The following is a 13,950-nucleotide window of genomic DNA, read 5'->3' on the forward strand; positions in this document are numbered from 1 at the left end:
TTCCATGCAGCAACTGTTGATGATCGAAGACGACGCGCGGCTGGCCCAGATGGTGGGCGAGTACCTCGAGCGTTCGGGCTTCGGCGTGACCCATGCGCTCGACGCCAGGGCGGGCATGGCGGTCCTGCAGGAGCCGCCCGCGGGCGCCTCGCCTGACCTCGTCATCCTGGACCTCATGCTGCCCGACATGGACGGGCTCGAAGTGTGTCGCCGCGTGCGCTCGCTGCCCGGCGAGGCCGGCAAGGTGCCGGTGCTGATGCTCACCGCCAAGGGCGACCCCATGGACCGCATCGTCGGCCTGGAGCTCGGCGCCGACGACTACCTGCCCAAGCCGTTCGAGCCGCGCGAATTGCTCGCGCGCATCCGCGCCATCCTGCGCCGCAAGGGCGAGGGCGGGCAGCCCTCGGCCAAGGTGATGCGTTTCGGCTCGCTGGAGATCGACCGCGATGCGCGCACGGTCATGGTCGCGGGGCAATCCTGCGAGCTCACCTCCTACCAGTTCGACCTGCTGGTGGTGCTGGCCGAGCGCGCGGGCCGCGTGCTCACGCGCGACCAGATCATGGAGGCCGTGCGCGGCCGCGAGCTGGAGGCGTTCGACCGCAGCATCGACGTGCACATGGGCCGCATCCGCGCGGCCATCGAGGTCGATGCGAAGAACCCGAAGCGCATCCTCACCGTGCGCGGTGTGGGCTACGTTTTCGCCAAACAACAAGACTGATGACATCCTGGTCCGAGCGCTGGAGGTTCCCGCTCTACCTGCGCATCTGGCTGGCCGTCGTCGTTGCCGTCTTCCTGCTCACCACCGGCTTCGGCCTCATCCTGCGCGAGCAGCGCGAACGCGAGCGCGAGGCGCAGCGCGAACAGTCGCCGCCACGCCAGATCATCCTGCGCGACGAAGCGGGCGAGGTGCTCGGCGAAGCGTCCGTGCGGCCGGTTCGCGTGCCGGGGCAGGGCGTCGAATTCCAGGTGCCGATGAAGGACGGCAAGACGGTCATCGTGCAATTGCCCCCGCGCCCGCGCGCGCCGGGCGACGAGGGGCGGCGCCGCGCCGGCGGGCCGGGGCCGAGCCCGTGGTGGACGCCGTGGTCCATGCTGGCCATCATCGCGCTTGCCGTCGCCGTGGGCAGCTACCCCATCGTGCGCCGCATCACCAAGCGCCTCGAGGCGCTGCGGCAGGGCGTCGAGCGTTGGGGCGAAGGCGACCTCGGCGCGCGCGTGCAGGTGGAAGGGCACGACGAGATCGCCTTCCTCGCGCAGCGCTTCAACCATTCGGCCGAGCGCATCGAGACACTGCTGAAGACGCACAAGTCGCTGCTGGCCAATGCGTCGCACGAGCTGCGCTCGCCGCTCGCGCGCATCCGCATGGGGCTGGAGCTGATGACGCCCGAGCCCGACGCCACGACGCGCCGCGAGATCGAGCGCAGCATCGCCGAGCTCGACCAGCTGGTCGACGAGATCCTGCTGGCGAGCCGGCTCGATGCGAAGGAAACGGACGTCGGCACTTTCGAGGCCGTCGATCTCACGGGCCTCGCGGCCGAGGAATGCGCGCGTGCCGGCGCCGAGCTGCACGCCGCCGAAGACGGCCGGCCGCTCGTCGTGCACGGTGTCCCCAAGCTGCTGCGCCGCGCGCTGCGCAACCTGCTGGAGAACGCGCGCCGCTACAGCACCGGGCCGGTTACTGTCGAGCTGAAGCGCGAGGGCGGCAACGCTGTCGTGCGCGTGTGCGACCAGGGCCCGGGCGTACCGCCGGCCGAGCGCGACCGCATCTTCGAGCCCTTCTACCGGCTGCCGGGTGCGAGTGAGCGCGAAGGCAGTGTGGGTTTGGGCCTGGCGCTGGTGCGCTCGATCACCCAGCGCCACCACGGCAGCGTGCATTGCGAGGACAACCCGGGCGGCGGCGCCTGCTTCGTGCTGGCCCTTGCCTGTCACGAAAAGTAAACCGCTGTAAAAGAGTCCTGCAGGGCTCGCCAATGCAGGAAAAAATCACCAATATTGCTGCATGCAACGGGTCCGTTGAGGCTTCCCTCCGCAATGTGGGGGATGCAGCAGCGGCAGGGCGGGACTAAAGTTGCTTCAACGCTGTCACGCAAAGCCCGGCAACCGGTTTCAAGTCTCCCAACGACGTCCTTCCAAGGACTTGATACAGCCACCGCAAGGTGGCTGTTTTTTTTGTCTCAGACGGGGTCCCAGCTGATCACGTCCGAGGACCGGTGCAGCGGGTAGAAGCCCGGGCGCAGCGCGGGGATGGCATGCTGCGCGACCGCCTCCGGGGTCCAGCCTTCGGCCGTATGCACGCTGCGCAGCGGGCGGGCCTGGCCCATCAGCATGATCTCGTTGGCGCGCACGGCGAAGACCTGCGCGTTGACGTCCTTCGCCTGCTCGCTCGCCAGGAACACGGCCATCGGCGCGATCTTGTCCGCCTCCATCTTCTGGAAGCGCGCGACCCGTTCGCGCTGCTCCTCGGTCTCGGTGGGCAGCGAGTTCGTCATGCGGCTCCACGCAAAGGGCGCGATGCAGTTCGACCGCACGTTGAACCGCTCCATGTCCAGCGCGATGGACTTGGAGAGCGCGACCACACCCAGCTTCGCCGCGGAATAGTTGGCCTGGCCCAGGTTGCCGATGAGGCCCGACGTCGACGTCATGTGGATGAAGGCGCCGCTTTCCTGGTCCTTGAAGTGCGGCGCGGCCCCGCGGCTGATGAAGAAGGTGCCGCGCAGGTGCACGTCGATCACGCTGCGCCACTCTTCCTCGCTCATGCGGAAGAACATGCGGTCCTGCAGCGTGCCTGCGTTGTTGATGACCGCGTCGATGCGGCCGAAGTTGTCCAGCGCGGCGGCGATCACCTTGTGCGCGCCCTGCCAGGTGGAAACGGAGTCCGAGTTGGCCACGGCCTTGCCGCCGGCAGCGCGGATGGTTTCCACGACGCTGTCCGCGGGGGTGCCTCCACCGCTTTCGCCACTGAGGCTCACGCCGATGTCGTTGACCACGACACTCGCGCCCGCCCGGGCCATGGCGATCGCGATGCCGCGCCCGATGGCGCCCGCGCCGCCCGTGACCACCACCGCCTTGCCGCCCAGGTCGATCTTCATGCCAGGGCCTCGCTCGGCATCGATTGCATCAACTTCTCCTTCGCCGCCGCGTACTCCTGCGCCAATCGATCCACGATCACGCGCGCCGCGGGCAGGTCGTCGATCTGCCCCACGCCCTGGCCCGCGCCCCAGATGTCCTTCCACGCCTTGGCCTTGGAGCGGCCGTCCGCAAAGCTCATGCGGGCCTTGTCGCCTTCGGGCAGGTTGTCGGGGTCCAGGCCGGCGCGCTCGATGCTCTCGCGCAGGTAGTTGCCGTGCACGCCCGAGAACCAGTTGCTGTACACGATGTCGCCGCCGCGCGCCCGCACGATGGCCGCCTTGTAGTCGTCACTGGCATTGGCCTCGGCCGACGCGATGAAGCGCGTGCCGATGTAGCCGAAGTCCGCGCCCATCACCTGCGCCGCCAGCAGGGCGTGGCCCGTCGCGATGGCGCCGGACAGGGCCAGCGGCCCGTCGAAGATGCGGCGGATCTCGCCGATGAGCGAGAACGGCGACATGCGCCCCGCATGGCCGCCCGCGCCCGCGGCCACGGCGATGAGGCCGTCGACGCCCGCTTCGAGCGCCTTCTCCGCGTGGCGGATGCTGATGACGTCGTGGAGGATGATGCCGCCGTAGCCGTGCACCGCATCCACGATCTCGCGCACGGGCGCACGCAGCGAGCTGATGATGACCGGCACGCGGTGGCGGATGCAGGTCTCCATGTCCTGCGCGAGGCGCACGTTGGACGAGTGCGAAATCTGGTTCACCGCCAGCGGGCCGACGATGCGGCCGGGGTTCGCGGCGCGCAGGGCGGCCAGCGACTCGTTCATGCGGTGCAGCCACTCGTCCAGCAGCTCGGGCTGGCGGGCGTTGAGCGCGGGGAAGGAGCCGACGATGCCCGCCTCGCACTGCGCGAGCACCAGCTCGGGGTAGCTCACCGTGAACATCGGCGAGGCGATGACGGGGATGCGCAGCTTCTGCAGCACCGGCGGGATCCTGGAGGCGCGGGTCCTGGCCATGGCTTCAGGCCCTCTCGAAAATTGCGGCCACACCCTGGCCACCGCCCACGCACATCGTCTCGAGCCCGTAGCGCGCGCCGCGCCTGCGCATCTCGTGCAGCAGGCTCGTCATGATCCGCACGCCGGTGGCGCCGATCGGGTGGCCGAGCGAGATGCCGGAGCCGTTGACGTTCAGGCGCTCGTCGTCCTGCCAGCCCCAGGCCTTGAGCACAGCGAGCACCTGGCAGGCGAACGCTTCGTTCACTTCCACCAGGTCCATGTCCGCGATGGACAGGCCCGTGCGCTCGAACACGCGCTTCGTCGCGGGCACCGGGCCCATGCCCATCGTGGCGGGCTCGCAGCCCGCGGCGGCCCAGCCGACGAGGTAGCCGATGGGCTCCAAGCCCAGCTTGTCGAGCATGTCCTCGGCGACGACGAGGCAGGCGGAGGCGGCGTCGTTCTGCTGGCTCGCGTTCGCGGCGGTCACCACGCCGCCCTTCATCAGCGGCTTGAGCCTGGCCATCGTCTCGAGGCTTGCGTCGGGGCGGATGCCCTCGTCGCTCGCGAAGGCGAGGGTGTCGCCCTTGCGCTGCGGCACCGCGACCGGCACCACTTCGTCCGCGAAGCGGCCCGCGGCCCACGCCTGCGCGGCGCGCTGGTGGCTTCGCACCGCGTACGCGTCCGAGGCCTCGCGCGAGATGCCCCACACGCGCGCGACGTTCTCGGCCGTCTCGATCATCCCGCTGATCACGCCGAAGCGTTCCACCGGCTGCGAGCGTTCGCGCCCGCGGTCCAGCCGGTCGTGCAGCGTCGTCGAACCGCTGCGCTTGCCCCAGCGCAAGTCGGTCGTGTAGTGCTCGATGTTGCTCATGCTCTCCACGCCGCCCGCGACAACCACGTCGGCGGCGCCGGTCTGCACCATCATCGCGGCCGTGGCCACGGCCTGCAGGCCGCCACCACAACGCCTGTCCAGCTGCATACCCGGCACCTCCACGGGCAGGCCGGCCTGCAGCGCGGCCCAGCGGCCCACGCACGGCGTTTCGCTGTTGGCGTAGGACTGCGCGAAGACCACGTCGTCCACGCGCGCCCCGTCGAGCCGCGCGCGTTCGAGCGTCGCACGCAGGACGGTGGCGGCAAGGTCGGCCACGCCGACGCCGCGCAAGGCGCCGCCGAAGGCGCCCACGCCGGTGCGCACCGGCGCGACGATCGCGGCGCGCCTTGATGTTTTCTGAAGAGATGACATGGCACGGATGCTAGGGACGAAGCGCGCGAAGGGCGTTTCGTTTGGGCGAAAGAGGGCTTTCCCAAACTCAAAACCGCGCCCGCGCACGGGCGCCTAAAGTCGCTCCAACTTCACTGGAACCCCCGACATGCCCGGACCCCTGCAAGGCCTTCGCGTCATCGACCTCACCACCGTCGCCATGGGGCCGCTGGCTACGCAGACGCTGGGCGACATGGGGGCCGACGTGATCAAGGTCGAGTCACCGTCGGGCGACCATTTCCGCGTGGTGCCGCCTTCGCACACGCCGAACATGGGCGCGGCCTTCCTCAACCTCAACCGCAACAAGCGCAGCATCGTGCTGGACCTCAAGGCCGAGGGCGACATGGACGTGCTGCTGAAGCTGCTGGACGGGGCGGACATCTTCATCAGCAACATCCGTCCGCGCGCGCTGCGCAAGCTCGGCCTGGACTACGAGACGCTCGCGAAGAAGCATCCGCGCCTGATCTACTGCGGCGCCTACGGCTTCTCGGAAGACGGGCCGTACGCGGGCCGACCCGCGTACGACGACATCATCCAGGCGATGAGCGGCCTGGCGCACCTGCAGGCCACCGGCAACGACGGCGCGCCGGCTTACGTCAACACGATCATCGCGGACAAGGCCGCCGCGCTCACCGTCACCTACGCGATCTCGATGGCGCTGTACGAGCGCGAGCGCTCCGGCCGCGGGCAGGCGATCGAGGTGCCGATGTTCGAGACGATGGTGGCCTTCACCATGGTGGAGCACATGGCGGGCGCCACGTTCGCGCCGGCCAACGGCGGCATGGGCTACGACCGCATCCTGTCCGAGCACCGCCGCCCCTACCCCACGCTCGACGGCTACATTGCGTTGCTGCCCTACACGTCGAAGCACTGGCGCGACTTCTTCGCCGCCGCCGGCGTGCCGCAGCACGGCGACGAGCCGCGCTTCAACAGCCCCGAGACCCGCGCGCGCAACGTCGATGCGTTGTATGGCGAGCTCGCCCGGCTGGTGGCGCTGCGCAGCACGCAGGAGTGGGTGGAGCTCCTCTCCGGCGCCGACATCCCGTTCTCGAAGATCCTCTCGCCGCAGGACCTGCTGGACGACCCGCACCTGAACGCGACCGGCTTCTTCCGCACGAGCCCGCATCCGACCGAGGGCGAGGTGCGCACGCTGGGCATCCCGGTGAAGTTCTCGCGTACGCCCGGCGCCATCACGCGGCCCGCGCCGAACTTCGGCGAGCACGGCGCGCAGATCCGCGAAGAGCTGGGCATGCCGGTGGGTGCGCAATGAGCGTGCTTTCCTACGAACAAACCGGCGCCGTCGTCACGCTCACGCTGGACGACCCCGCCACGCGCAACTCGCTGAGCGGCAACTCCGCGGTCGAAGAGTTCGTGGCTGCGTGCAGGCGCATCGAAGCGGACATGACGGTGCGCGCCGTGATCCTCACCGGCGCCGGCCCCGCTTTTTCCGCCGGGGGCAACCTGCGCGCGCTGCGCGAGAACTGGCGCGGGGCCACCGAGGCGGCCGTTGTGCGCCGGCGCCTGCGCACCGACGTCCAGCAGATCACGCTGAACCTGCACGCGCTGGAAGTGCCGCTGGTCGCGGCCGTCAACGGCCCGGCCATCGGCGGCGGCCTGGACCTCGCCTGCGTGTGCGACATCCGCATTGCATCCGAGCGGGCGAGCTTCGCGGCCAACTTCGTGAAGGTCGGCATGGTGCCCGCGCTCGGTGGCGCGTGGCTGCTGCCGCGCATCGTCGGCGCGGCGCGCGCGGCGCAGATGTGCCTGACCGGCCAGGTGCTGGGCGCGGAGGCCGCGCTCGCTCACGGGCTGGTATCGCAGGTCGTGCCGCAAGAAGAACTGCTGCCCACCGCAAACACCATCGCGCAGGAGATCGCGGCGCATCCGCCTGAGGCGCTGCGCATGACCAAGCGGCTGCTGCGCGAGCCCGGCACCAGCTTCGCATCCCACCTCGAAACGGCGGCCGCGATGCAGGCGCTTGCCTTGCAGACGGCCGCGCACGAAGAAGCCCTGGACCGGCTGGCCCAGCAGACGCAATCGAAACGTCCACGAACCACTACGGAGACAACCCGGTGACCCTGAACATGATGACCCGCAAGAAGACGATCACCCTCCTGGCCAAGGCGGCCCTGGCATGCTGCCTGGGCACCGCGTTGCTGCCCGCTTCGGCGCAACCGGGCACACCCGCCGCCACGTTCCCCACGCGCGCCGTGAAGTTCATCGTGCCGTTCCCGCCGGGCGGCGCGATCGACGCGCTCGCGCGGCTGCTGGGCCAGCACCTCAGCGTGATGTGGAAGCAGCCCGTGGTCGTTGAAAACCGCCCCGGCGCCGGCGGCATCATCGGCACGGAGCAACTCGCCAAGAGCGCGCCGGACGGCTACACCATCGGCATGGGCGCGGCCAGCACGCACGGCTTCAACGCGGCGCTGTACAAGAAGCTGCCTTACGACACGCTCGGCGACTTCGCACCCGTGGCGCCCTCGGCCATGGTGCCGAACGTGCTGGTGACCAACGCGTCGGTGCCGGTGCAGAACGTGCAGGGCCTCATCGCGATGGCGCGTGCGCAGCCGGGCAAGCTCAGCTACGCATCGGCCGGCGGCGGCACCACGCTGCACCTGTCCTGCGAGCTGTTCAAGAAACTGGCGGACGTCGACATCATGCACGTGCCGTACAAGGGCAGCGGCCCGGCGCTCGCCGACGTGATGGGCGGGCAGGTGCCGGTGATGTGCGACAGCCTGACGTCGGCGCTGCCGCACATCCGCTCGGGCAAGCTCAAGGCGCTGGGCGTGACCAGCCGCACGCGCAGCCCGCTGCTGCCCAACGTGCCCACGCTGGCCGAAGCCGGCGTGAAGGGCTACGAGCTGACGCCTTGGTACGGCGTCTTCGCGCCGGCCGGCACGCCGCCGCAGGTGGTCGCGCAGATGAACGCGGACATCCAGAAGGTGCTGAAGCTGCCGGAAGTGAAGGAGCGCCTGACCACCATCGGCGCCGAGGCGATGCTGGACACGCCGGAAGGCTTTGCCGCGATGGTGCGCAAGGACCTCCACAAGTGGGGCGGCCTCATCAAGGAGATGGGGATCACGGTCGACTGATCGCGGTGGCGGCGAGGTGGTCGCACAGGGCCTGCACGGCGCTGGGCAATGCCTCGCCCTCGCGCACGCCGATCACCAGCCGGCGCCGCACCCACGCATCGCGCAGCCGCACCACCACGAGCTTGCCGAACACCGCTTCCGGCAGTTCGAAGGAAGCGGGCACCAGCCCCAGCCCCAGGCCCGCGGCCACCAGGCGGCACACGCTGTCATAGCCGCGCACCAGGCTGCGCAGCTTGAGCGTGCGGCCCGAATGCGCGGCGGCCAGCGCCAAGGCGTGGTTCATCGCCGTGCTTTCGTACTGCGACACGAAATCGTATTGCAGCGCATCGGCAAGCTGCGCCTCCGGTAGCTTGGCGAGGGGGTGGTCCGCGTGCGCGACGAGCACCATCTCGTCCTGGTCGTAGCTGCGCACCGCCAAACCATCGTGCGGTACGTTGTCGGTGAAGATGCCGATGTCCGCCCGGCGGTCCGACACGCTGCGGACCACGTCGCCGCTCAGCCGCTCCTCGAAGTCCACGCGGATGTTGGGATGCTTCTCGCAGAACTCGCGGATCTGTGCGGGCAGCCCCTGCACGATGGCCGACGACGTGGCGAGCAGGCGCACCTGCCCGGCCACACCGCTCGCGAATTCGCCCATGTGCTGCGCCATGCGCTCCACGCCTTGCTGGATCTGCAGCGCGTGCTGCAGCAGCGAATGCCCGGCAGGGCTCAGCTCCATGCCCGACGAGGTGCGGCGGAACAGCAGGGTGCCGACGACAGCCTCCAGATCGGTGATGCGCTTGCTCACCGCCGCGATGGACAGGCTGATCGCTTCCGCGGCCGCGGAGATGGAGCCGGACTGCGCCACCGCGACGAAGACGCGCAGGGAGGTGAGGTCGACGTGGTGGGGGTTCACGGCTTCGGGAGTGGAGGAACACAAGGGTAGCCGATCACGCCGTTACAGCGCGGCCTGCGGGCGCGCGATCCGCAAGAAAATGGCCGGATGCACCGCATCGCCGCCCTTGCCTCGCTGCTGTGCCTGGCCGCCGCGTGCGCGGCCGAGCCCGACGACCAGAAGGAATTCGACGCGTGGATGCGCGAGCACCCGGTCGGCGAGCTGGAGGCGTACCTGCACGAGAACCACGTGTCGGGCATCCTGCCCACGCGCTCGCTGCTGCGCACGGCCACCGACTGGAAGAAGTGCGGTGCGCAGCAATTCGAAGTGCCGCCCAAGGACCGCTGGCCGGTGATGCGGCAGGTGCTGGACCTGGTGGCCGAGCTCAAGAAGCGCGGCATCCTCAAGGACGTGGAGGGCGCTTCGGGCTACCGCAACCCTGAGCTGAACAAGTGCGCCAACGGTGCGCCGCGCAGCGCGCACACGAAGAGCTTTGCCATCGACATCACGGCCGACCCGGGGCAGGTGGACGTGGAGAAGCTGTGCAACTTCTGGCGCAACGAAGGCAAGGCATGGCAGATGGGGATGAGCCGCTACCCGAGCGGGCGCATCCACCTCGACGTGAGCGGCTGGCGCACATGGGGTGCGGACCACACGAGCAAGACGTCGTTCTGCCTGAAGTATTTCTAGGCGGGAAGGGCGCCCAGGCGCTTTTCGTCGCTGGCCAATGAAGGCGTGCGCGCGACGTTCATCACCCAGTTGACCATCACGAAGTAGCCGACGAGGGTGGTGAGTTCCACCACGCCCTGCTCGCCGAACTGCGCGAGTGCATCGGCGTACGTCGCGTCGCTCACGCCGTTGGTGGCGAGCAGCTCGGTGGCGAAGTCGTATGCGCACTCCTCGTCCTTTGCCAGCTGCTTCGGGCGCGCGCCGCTGCGCAATGCTTCGATCGCCGCCTCGGAAACGCCGGCCTTGCGAGCGAGCGGCGCATGCATCACCCATTCGAACTGGTTGTGCACGTGGCGTGCCGCGATGCACGTGGCGAGTTCGCGCACGCGTGCGTCGAGCGTGCTGCCGAAGCGCAGGTATTCGCCGACCTTCGCCACGCGGTCGAGCAGGTCGGGGCTGCGCAGCAGCGGCAGGAAGGGCCCGTACACGCCCTTGCGCGGGCCGTCGATCAGCGCCTGCGCGGCGGCGCGCTGCGCGTCGTTCATCGCGTCCTGCGCGGGCATGGGCAGGCGCTCATGGGCGCCTTCGGCAAAGCCTTGGGGGATGGGTTCAGCGGGCATGGGCAACCTCCGGGTTCGTGGGGATTCTGGATGTCTCGCGTGCGAGCCACAGGCCCGACAGCAGCAGGCCGGCGGCCGCAAGTTGCAGCGCGATGTTCAGGCCGTGCGCGGCGAAGGCCGGCACGTGCAGCAGCAGCGAGGAGCAAACGGGGCCTGCGATTTGGCCGAACGCGAACGCGGCGGTCATGCGGCCAACTGCGGCCGCAGGGTCATGCGGCGCGCGTGCGCGCATCTCCTGCACGCCGGCGAGCGTGATGACCATGAAGGTGCCGCCGACGAGCACCGCCGACAGCGCGATGGTCCAGCCCGTGAGCCACAGGCTGGGCAGCAGCACGCCGACACCCATCGCGAGCTGGCAGGCGCTCCAGACGGTGAGCCGCGATGCGCGTTTCAGCCAGGCGGCTGCAAGCACGGTCGATATGGCAGCCATGGCGCCGAACACCGGCCAGGCCAGGCCGAACACGCGCGCGTCATCGACGACGCTGCGGGCCATCACGGGCAGGAAGGTGGCGGGCAGGATGTAGCCGAAGCCCATGAGGCCGTAGCTCACGACCAGCCCCGTTGCGTCCGAAGTGGGACGCGCGGCGTCGCGGTGCGCGGAGGGAACGCCGCCGTCCGCCTTCGATGCGCCCACCATCGCCGGCAGCGCGAGCACAAGTGCCAGCGCGCCGAGCTGGATCCAAAGTGATTGCGCGGAGCCCGCGCCGGCAACGAGGCAGTACGCGCCTGTGATGGCGATCCCCACACCCACGCCCGCGTACACGACGCCGCCTAGATGCCCCTTGCCCTGTTGCGCCAGCGCACCCAGGCACCACACGCTCGTCGCCACGAAGGCCCATGCAGACGCGACGCCCGCGGCGAACCGCAACAAGCCCCAGGCCACCGGCCCGTGCGCGGCCATGGCGGCAGTCAGCACGGCCGTTGCCACGAGCGCCGCAATGCCCAGCGCCCCTGCACGCAGCTTTACGCGTGCGGCCGTCATCGCGCCCACGAGGTACCCGGCGTAGTTCGCCGCCGCGATCCAGCCGGCCGTTGCAACGTCGAGCTCGCCCGAGCGCAGCATCAGCGGCAGCACGGGCGTGAAGGCAAAGCGCCCGATGCCCATCGCGACAGCCAGCGAGAGCAGCCCGGCCATGGCAGTGAAGTTCATGGCCCGATTGGACCGCTTCGGGGGCCTCGGCACAAATGAATAATCGAGAACGACCGTTCTCTATTGAAGAATCGACAGAACGCGCTCCGGCCGGATGTCGTTCAGGCACCTCAAGTGCCCCAGCGGGCACTCGCGCTCGAAGCACGGCGCGCAGTCGAGCGACGGAACATAAGCGGGGTCCTGCTTCAACCAGATCACGTGCGCCGCTTCGTTCAGCGGCGGCGTGTGCAGCGGGCTCGACGAGCCGAACAGCGCCACCTGCTTCACGGCGAAAGCCGCGGCCACGTGCATCAAGCCCGAATCGTTGCTGACCACCGCTCGCGCGGAAGCGATCAAGGCAAAGGCCTGCGCCAGCGACGTCTTGCCCGCGAGCACGAGGCACTTGCCGGGCGCATGCGCGGCGATCTCTTCGCACAGCGGCGCTTCCTTCGCCGAGCCGAGCAGCACCACCGGCGCATCGAGTTGCAGCGCCAGCGCGCCGTAGTGCCCGGGCGGCCAGCGCTTCGCCGGCCCGTATTCCGCGCCCGGCGCGAAGACGTAGTACCCGCGCTGCGACAAGTCGAAAGCGCGCAGCGTCGCATCCGCCTCGCCTGCCTTGAGTTGCAGGCGGGGGCGATCGCCTTCCACACCCGTAGCGCCCGACAACGCCGAGTAGAACGCCACCATCGGCGGCTTGCCCTTGGGATTCTTCAGCCGGTGCGTGAGCAGCCCGACGCGCGCTTCCCCGAGATAACCCACCCGCCGCGGGATGCCGGCCAGCAGCGGCAGCAATGCACTCTTCGCGGAATTCGGCAGCACGTAGGCCGCATCGAAGCGGCCCTGCAGCTCACGCCCCAATGCGCGGCGCGCCCGCAGCTGCAGGCCGCCATGCGCAAACGGGAACTCGATGACCTCGTGCACCTGCGGCATCGCGCGGTACACCGGCGCCACCCAGGGCAACGCGCCCACCGTGAGCCGCTCGCCGCGCGCATGCAGCCGGCGCAGCAGCGGCTCGGTCATCACCGCGTCGCCGATCCACTGCGGCGCGACGACGAGCGAATCAGTGGCCGTGGCCGAAATGCTCGCCTTCTTTCAGCTTGTACACGGTGCCGCAATACGCGCACTTAGCCTGCCCGGTACGCGCCACGTCGAGGAACACGCGCGGATGCGTGTTCCAGATCTTCATGCCCGCGATCGGGCTCGGGCAGAACACCCCGCCGTTGGCGTTGAGGTCCTTGGCGGTGAGTTCGACCACCGCTTCCTTCTTCGTCACAGTGCTCATACCTTGGCCAGCCAGTGCGCGTACTTGGGGTTGCGGCCGTTCACGATGTCGAAGAAGGCCGACTGGATCTTCTCGGTGACCGGCCCGCGGCGGCCGATGCCGATCTGCACGCGGTCCAGCTCGCGGATGGGCGTCACCTCGGCGGCGGTGCCGGTGAAGAACGCCTCGTCGGCGATGTAGATCTCGTCGCGCGTGATCCGCTTCTGGATGATCTCCACGCCGAGGTCCTGCGCGATGTGGAACACGGTGTTGCGGGTGATGCCGTTGAGCGCGCCGGCCGACAGGTCCGGCGTGTAGATCTTGCCGTCCTTCACGACGAAGATGTTCTCGCCGGCGCCTTCGGACACGAAGCCCGAGGCGTCCAGCAGCAGCGCCTCGTCGTAGCCGTCGTCCAGCGCTTCCATGTTGGCGAGGATCGAGTTGGAGTAGTTCGACACCGCCTTGGCCTGCGTCATCGTGATGTTGACGTGGTGGCGCGTGTAGCTGGAGGTCTTCACGCGGATGCCGTTCTTCAGGCCCTCTTCGCCGAGGTAGGCGCCCCAGGCCCACGCGGCGACCATCAGGTGGATGGTGTTGCCCTTGGGGCTGACGCCCAGCTTCTGCGAGCCGATCCAGGTGAGCGGGCGGATGTAGCAGCTCTCCAGCTTGTTGGCCTTGACAACCTGCTTCTGCGCCTCGTTGACCTGCTCCTTGCTGAAGGGCAGCTGCATGCGCAGGATCTTGGCGCTGTTGAACAGGCGGTCGGTGTGCTCCTGCAGGCGGAAGATCGCCGTGCCGTTGACCGTGTTGTAGGCGCGCACGCCCTCGAAAGCGCCGCAGCCGTAGTGCAGCGTATGGGTGAGCACGTGGACCTTGGCGTCGCGCCAGTCGATGAGCTCCCCGTCCATCCAGATCTTGCCGTCGCGGTCGGCCATCGAGGGTAGTGGGCTCGCCATAAGGAATTCCTTGCCTGCAGGT

Annotated in this window: 15 protein-coding genes; 6 read left to right on the top strand and 9 right to left on the bottom strand. The window is 69.2% G+C overall.

The features are described 5' to 3' along the window. Nucleotides 1-4 precede the first annotated feature (4 nt). Nucleotides 5-718 carry a response regulator transcription factor gene (locus H8R02_RS05790; protein ID WP_222622321.1) on the top strand — a complete coding sequence of 238 codons (714 nt, stop codon included), beginning with the start codon at nucleotides 5-7 and terminating at the stop codon, nucleotides 716-718. Continuing rightward, entirely contained in the window at nucleotides 718-1,938 is a 1,221-nt protein-coding gene (locus H8R02_RS05795) for a sensor histidine kinase (protein WP_187080365.1), read from the top strand. Before H8R02_RS05790 ends, H8R02_RS05795 begins: the two co-directional genes overlap by 1 nt. A 236-nt stretch (nucleotides 1,939-2,174) precedes the next feature. Here the strand turns inward: H8R02_RS05795 and H8R02_RS05800 are convergent, their stop codons facing one another. The 3 genes from H8R02_RS05800 to H8R02_RS05810 are packed head-to-tail and all read right to left on the bottom strand — an operon-like array spanning nucleotide 2,175 to nucleotide 5,309. Beyond that, the gene (locus H8R02_RS05800) at nucleotides 2,175-3,089 is read right to left on the bottom strand and encodes an SDR family NAD(P)-dependent oxidoreductase (RefSeq protein ID WP_187080366.1); all 915 of its coding nucleotides are present in this window, start codon (nucleotides 3,087-3,089) and stop codon (nucleotides 2,175-2,177) included. Further along, nucleotides 3,086-4,087, bottom strand: coding sequence for an NAD(P)H-dependent flavin oxidoreductase (locus H8R02_RS05805; RefSeq protein WP_255429154.1), 1,002 nt, complete (start codon nucleotides 4,085-4,087; stop codon nucleotides 3,086-3,088). Before H8R02_RS05805 ends, H8R02_RS05800 begins: the two co-directional genes overlap by 4 nt. Before the next feature lie 4 nt (nucleotides 4,088-4,091). After that, nucleotides 4,092-5,309: an acetyl-CoA C-acetyltransferase gene (locus H8R02_RS05810; RefSeq protein WP_187080367.1), complete on the bottom strand. Its 1,218-nt coding sequence runs from the start codon at nucleotides 5,307-5,309 to the stop codon at nucleotides 4,092-4,094. Nucleotides 5,310-5,436: 127 nt separating this feature from the next. On the opposite strand from H8R02_RS05810, the gene H8R02_RS05815 reads away from it, so the two are divergent. Genes H8R02_RS05815 through H8R02_RS05825 form a run of 3 tightly spaced genes read left to right on the top strand, consistent with a single transcriptional unit; the run spans nucleotide 5,437 to nucleotide 8,419 of the window. Then, nucleotides 5,437-6,597, top strand: coding sequence for a CaiB/BaiF CoA transferase family protein (locus tag H8R02_RS05815; protein ID WP_187080368.1), 1,161 nt, complete (start codon nucleotides 5,437-5,439; stop codon nucleotides 6,595-6,597). Further along, nucleotides 6,594-7,403 (top strand): enoyl-CoA hydratase-related protein, encoded by an 810-nt coding sequence (locus H8R02_RS05820; protein ID WP_187080369.1) that lies wholly within the window; start codon nucleotides 6,594-6,596, stop codon nucleotides 7,401-7,403. Before H8R02_RS05815 ends, H8R02_RS05820 begins: the two co-directional genes overlap by 4 nt. After that, nucleotides 7,400-8,419 carry a Bug family tripartite tricarboxylate transporter substrate binding protein gene (locus H8R02_RS05825; RefSeq protein ID WP_354004870.1) on the top strand — a complete coding sequence of 340 codons (1,020 nt, stop codon included), beginning with the start codon at nucleotides 7,400-7,402 and terminating at the stop codon, nucleotides 8,417-8,419. Before H8R02_RS05820 ends, H8R02_RS05825 begins: the two co-directional genes overlap by 4 nt. Here the strand turns inward: H8R02_RS05825 and H8R02_RS05830 are convergent. Further along, nucleotides 8,406-9,314, bottom strand: a complete 909-nt coding sequence (locus tag H8R02_RS05830) for a LysR family transcriptional regulator (protein ID WP_187080370.1) — start codon at nucleotides 9,312-9,314, stop codon at nucleotides 8,406-8,408. The two genes, H8R02_RS05825 and H8R02_RS05830, sit on opposite strands and share 14 nt — an antisense overlap. Nucleotides 9,315-9,401: 87 nt before the next feature. On the opposite strand from H8R02_RS05830, the gene H8R02_RS05835 reads away from it, so the two are divergent. Beyond that, entirely contained in the window at nucleotides 9,402-9,983 is a 582-nt protein-coding gene (locus tag H8R02_RS05835; protein ID WP_187080371.1) for a D-Ala-D-Ala carboxypeptidase family metallohydrolase, read from the top strand. Here H8R02_RS05835 and H8R02_RS05840 read toward each other — a convergent pair. The 5 genes from H8R02_RS05840 to H8R02_RS05860 are packed head-to-tail and all read right to left on the bottom strand — an operon-like array spanning nucleotide 9,980 to nucleotide 13,928. Next, on the bottom strand, nucleotides 9,980-10,582 hold the full coding sequence (locus H8R02_RS05840) for a carboxymuconolactone decarboxylase family protein (protein ID WP_187080372.1): 603 nt from the start codon (nucleotides 10,580-10,582) through the stop codon (nucleotides 9,980-9,982). The two genes, H8R02_RS05835 and H8R02_RS05840, sit on opposite strands and share 4 nt — an antisense overlap. Further along, nucleotides 10,572-11,732, bottom strand: a complete 1,161-nt coding sequence (locus H8R02_RS05845) for a YbfB/YjiJ family MFS transporter (protein WP_187080373.1) — start codon at nucleotides 11,730-11,732, stop codon at nucleotides 10,572-10,574. Before H8R02_RS05845 ends, H8R02_RS05840 begins: the two co-directional genes overlap by 11 nt. A gap of 60 nt (nucleotides 11,733-11,792) precedes the next feature. Then, complete coding sequence (gene waaF, locus H8R02_RS05850; RefSeq protein ID WP_354004878.1) at nucleotides 11,793-12,791, bottom strand: lipopolysaccharide heptosyltransferase II; 999 nt, start codon at nucleotides 12,789-12,791, stop codon at nucleotides 11,793-11,795. Next, the gene (locus tag H8R02_RS05855) at nucleotides 12,772-12,993 is read right to left on the bottom strand and encodes a zinc-finger domain-containing protein (RefSeq protein WP_187080375.1); all 222 of its coding nucleotides are present in this window, start codon (nucleotides 12,991-12,993) and stop codon (nucleotides 12,772-12,774) included. Before H8R02_RS05855 ends, waaF begins: the two co-directional genes overlap by 20 nt. Continuing rightward, nucleotides 12,990-13,928 (bottom strand): branched-chain amino acid transaminase, encoded by a 939-nt coding sequence (locus H8R02_RS05860; RefSeq protein WP_187080376.1) that lies wholly within the window; start codon nucleotides 13,926-13,928, stop codon nucleotides 12,990-12,992. Before H8R02_RS05860 ends, H8R02_RS05855 begins: the two co-directional genes overlap by 4 nt. Nucleotides 13,929-13,950 lie beyond the last annotated feature (22 nt).

It is taken from the genome of Ramlibacter albus (genome assembly GCF_014297445.1).
Classification (GTDB): domain Bacteria; phylum Pseudomonadota; class Gammaproteobacteria; order Burkholderiales; family Burkholderiaceae_C; genus Ramlibacter; species Ramlibacter albus.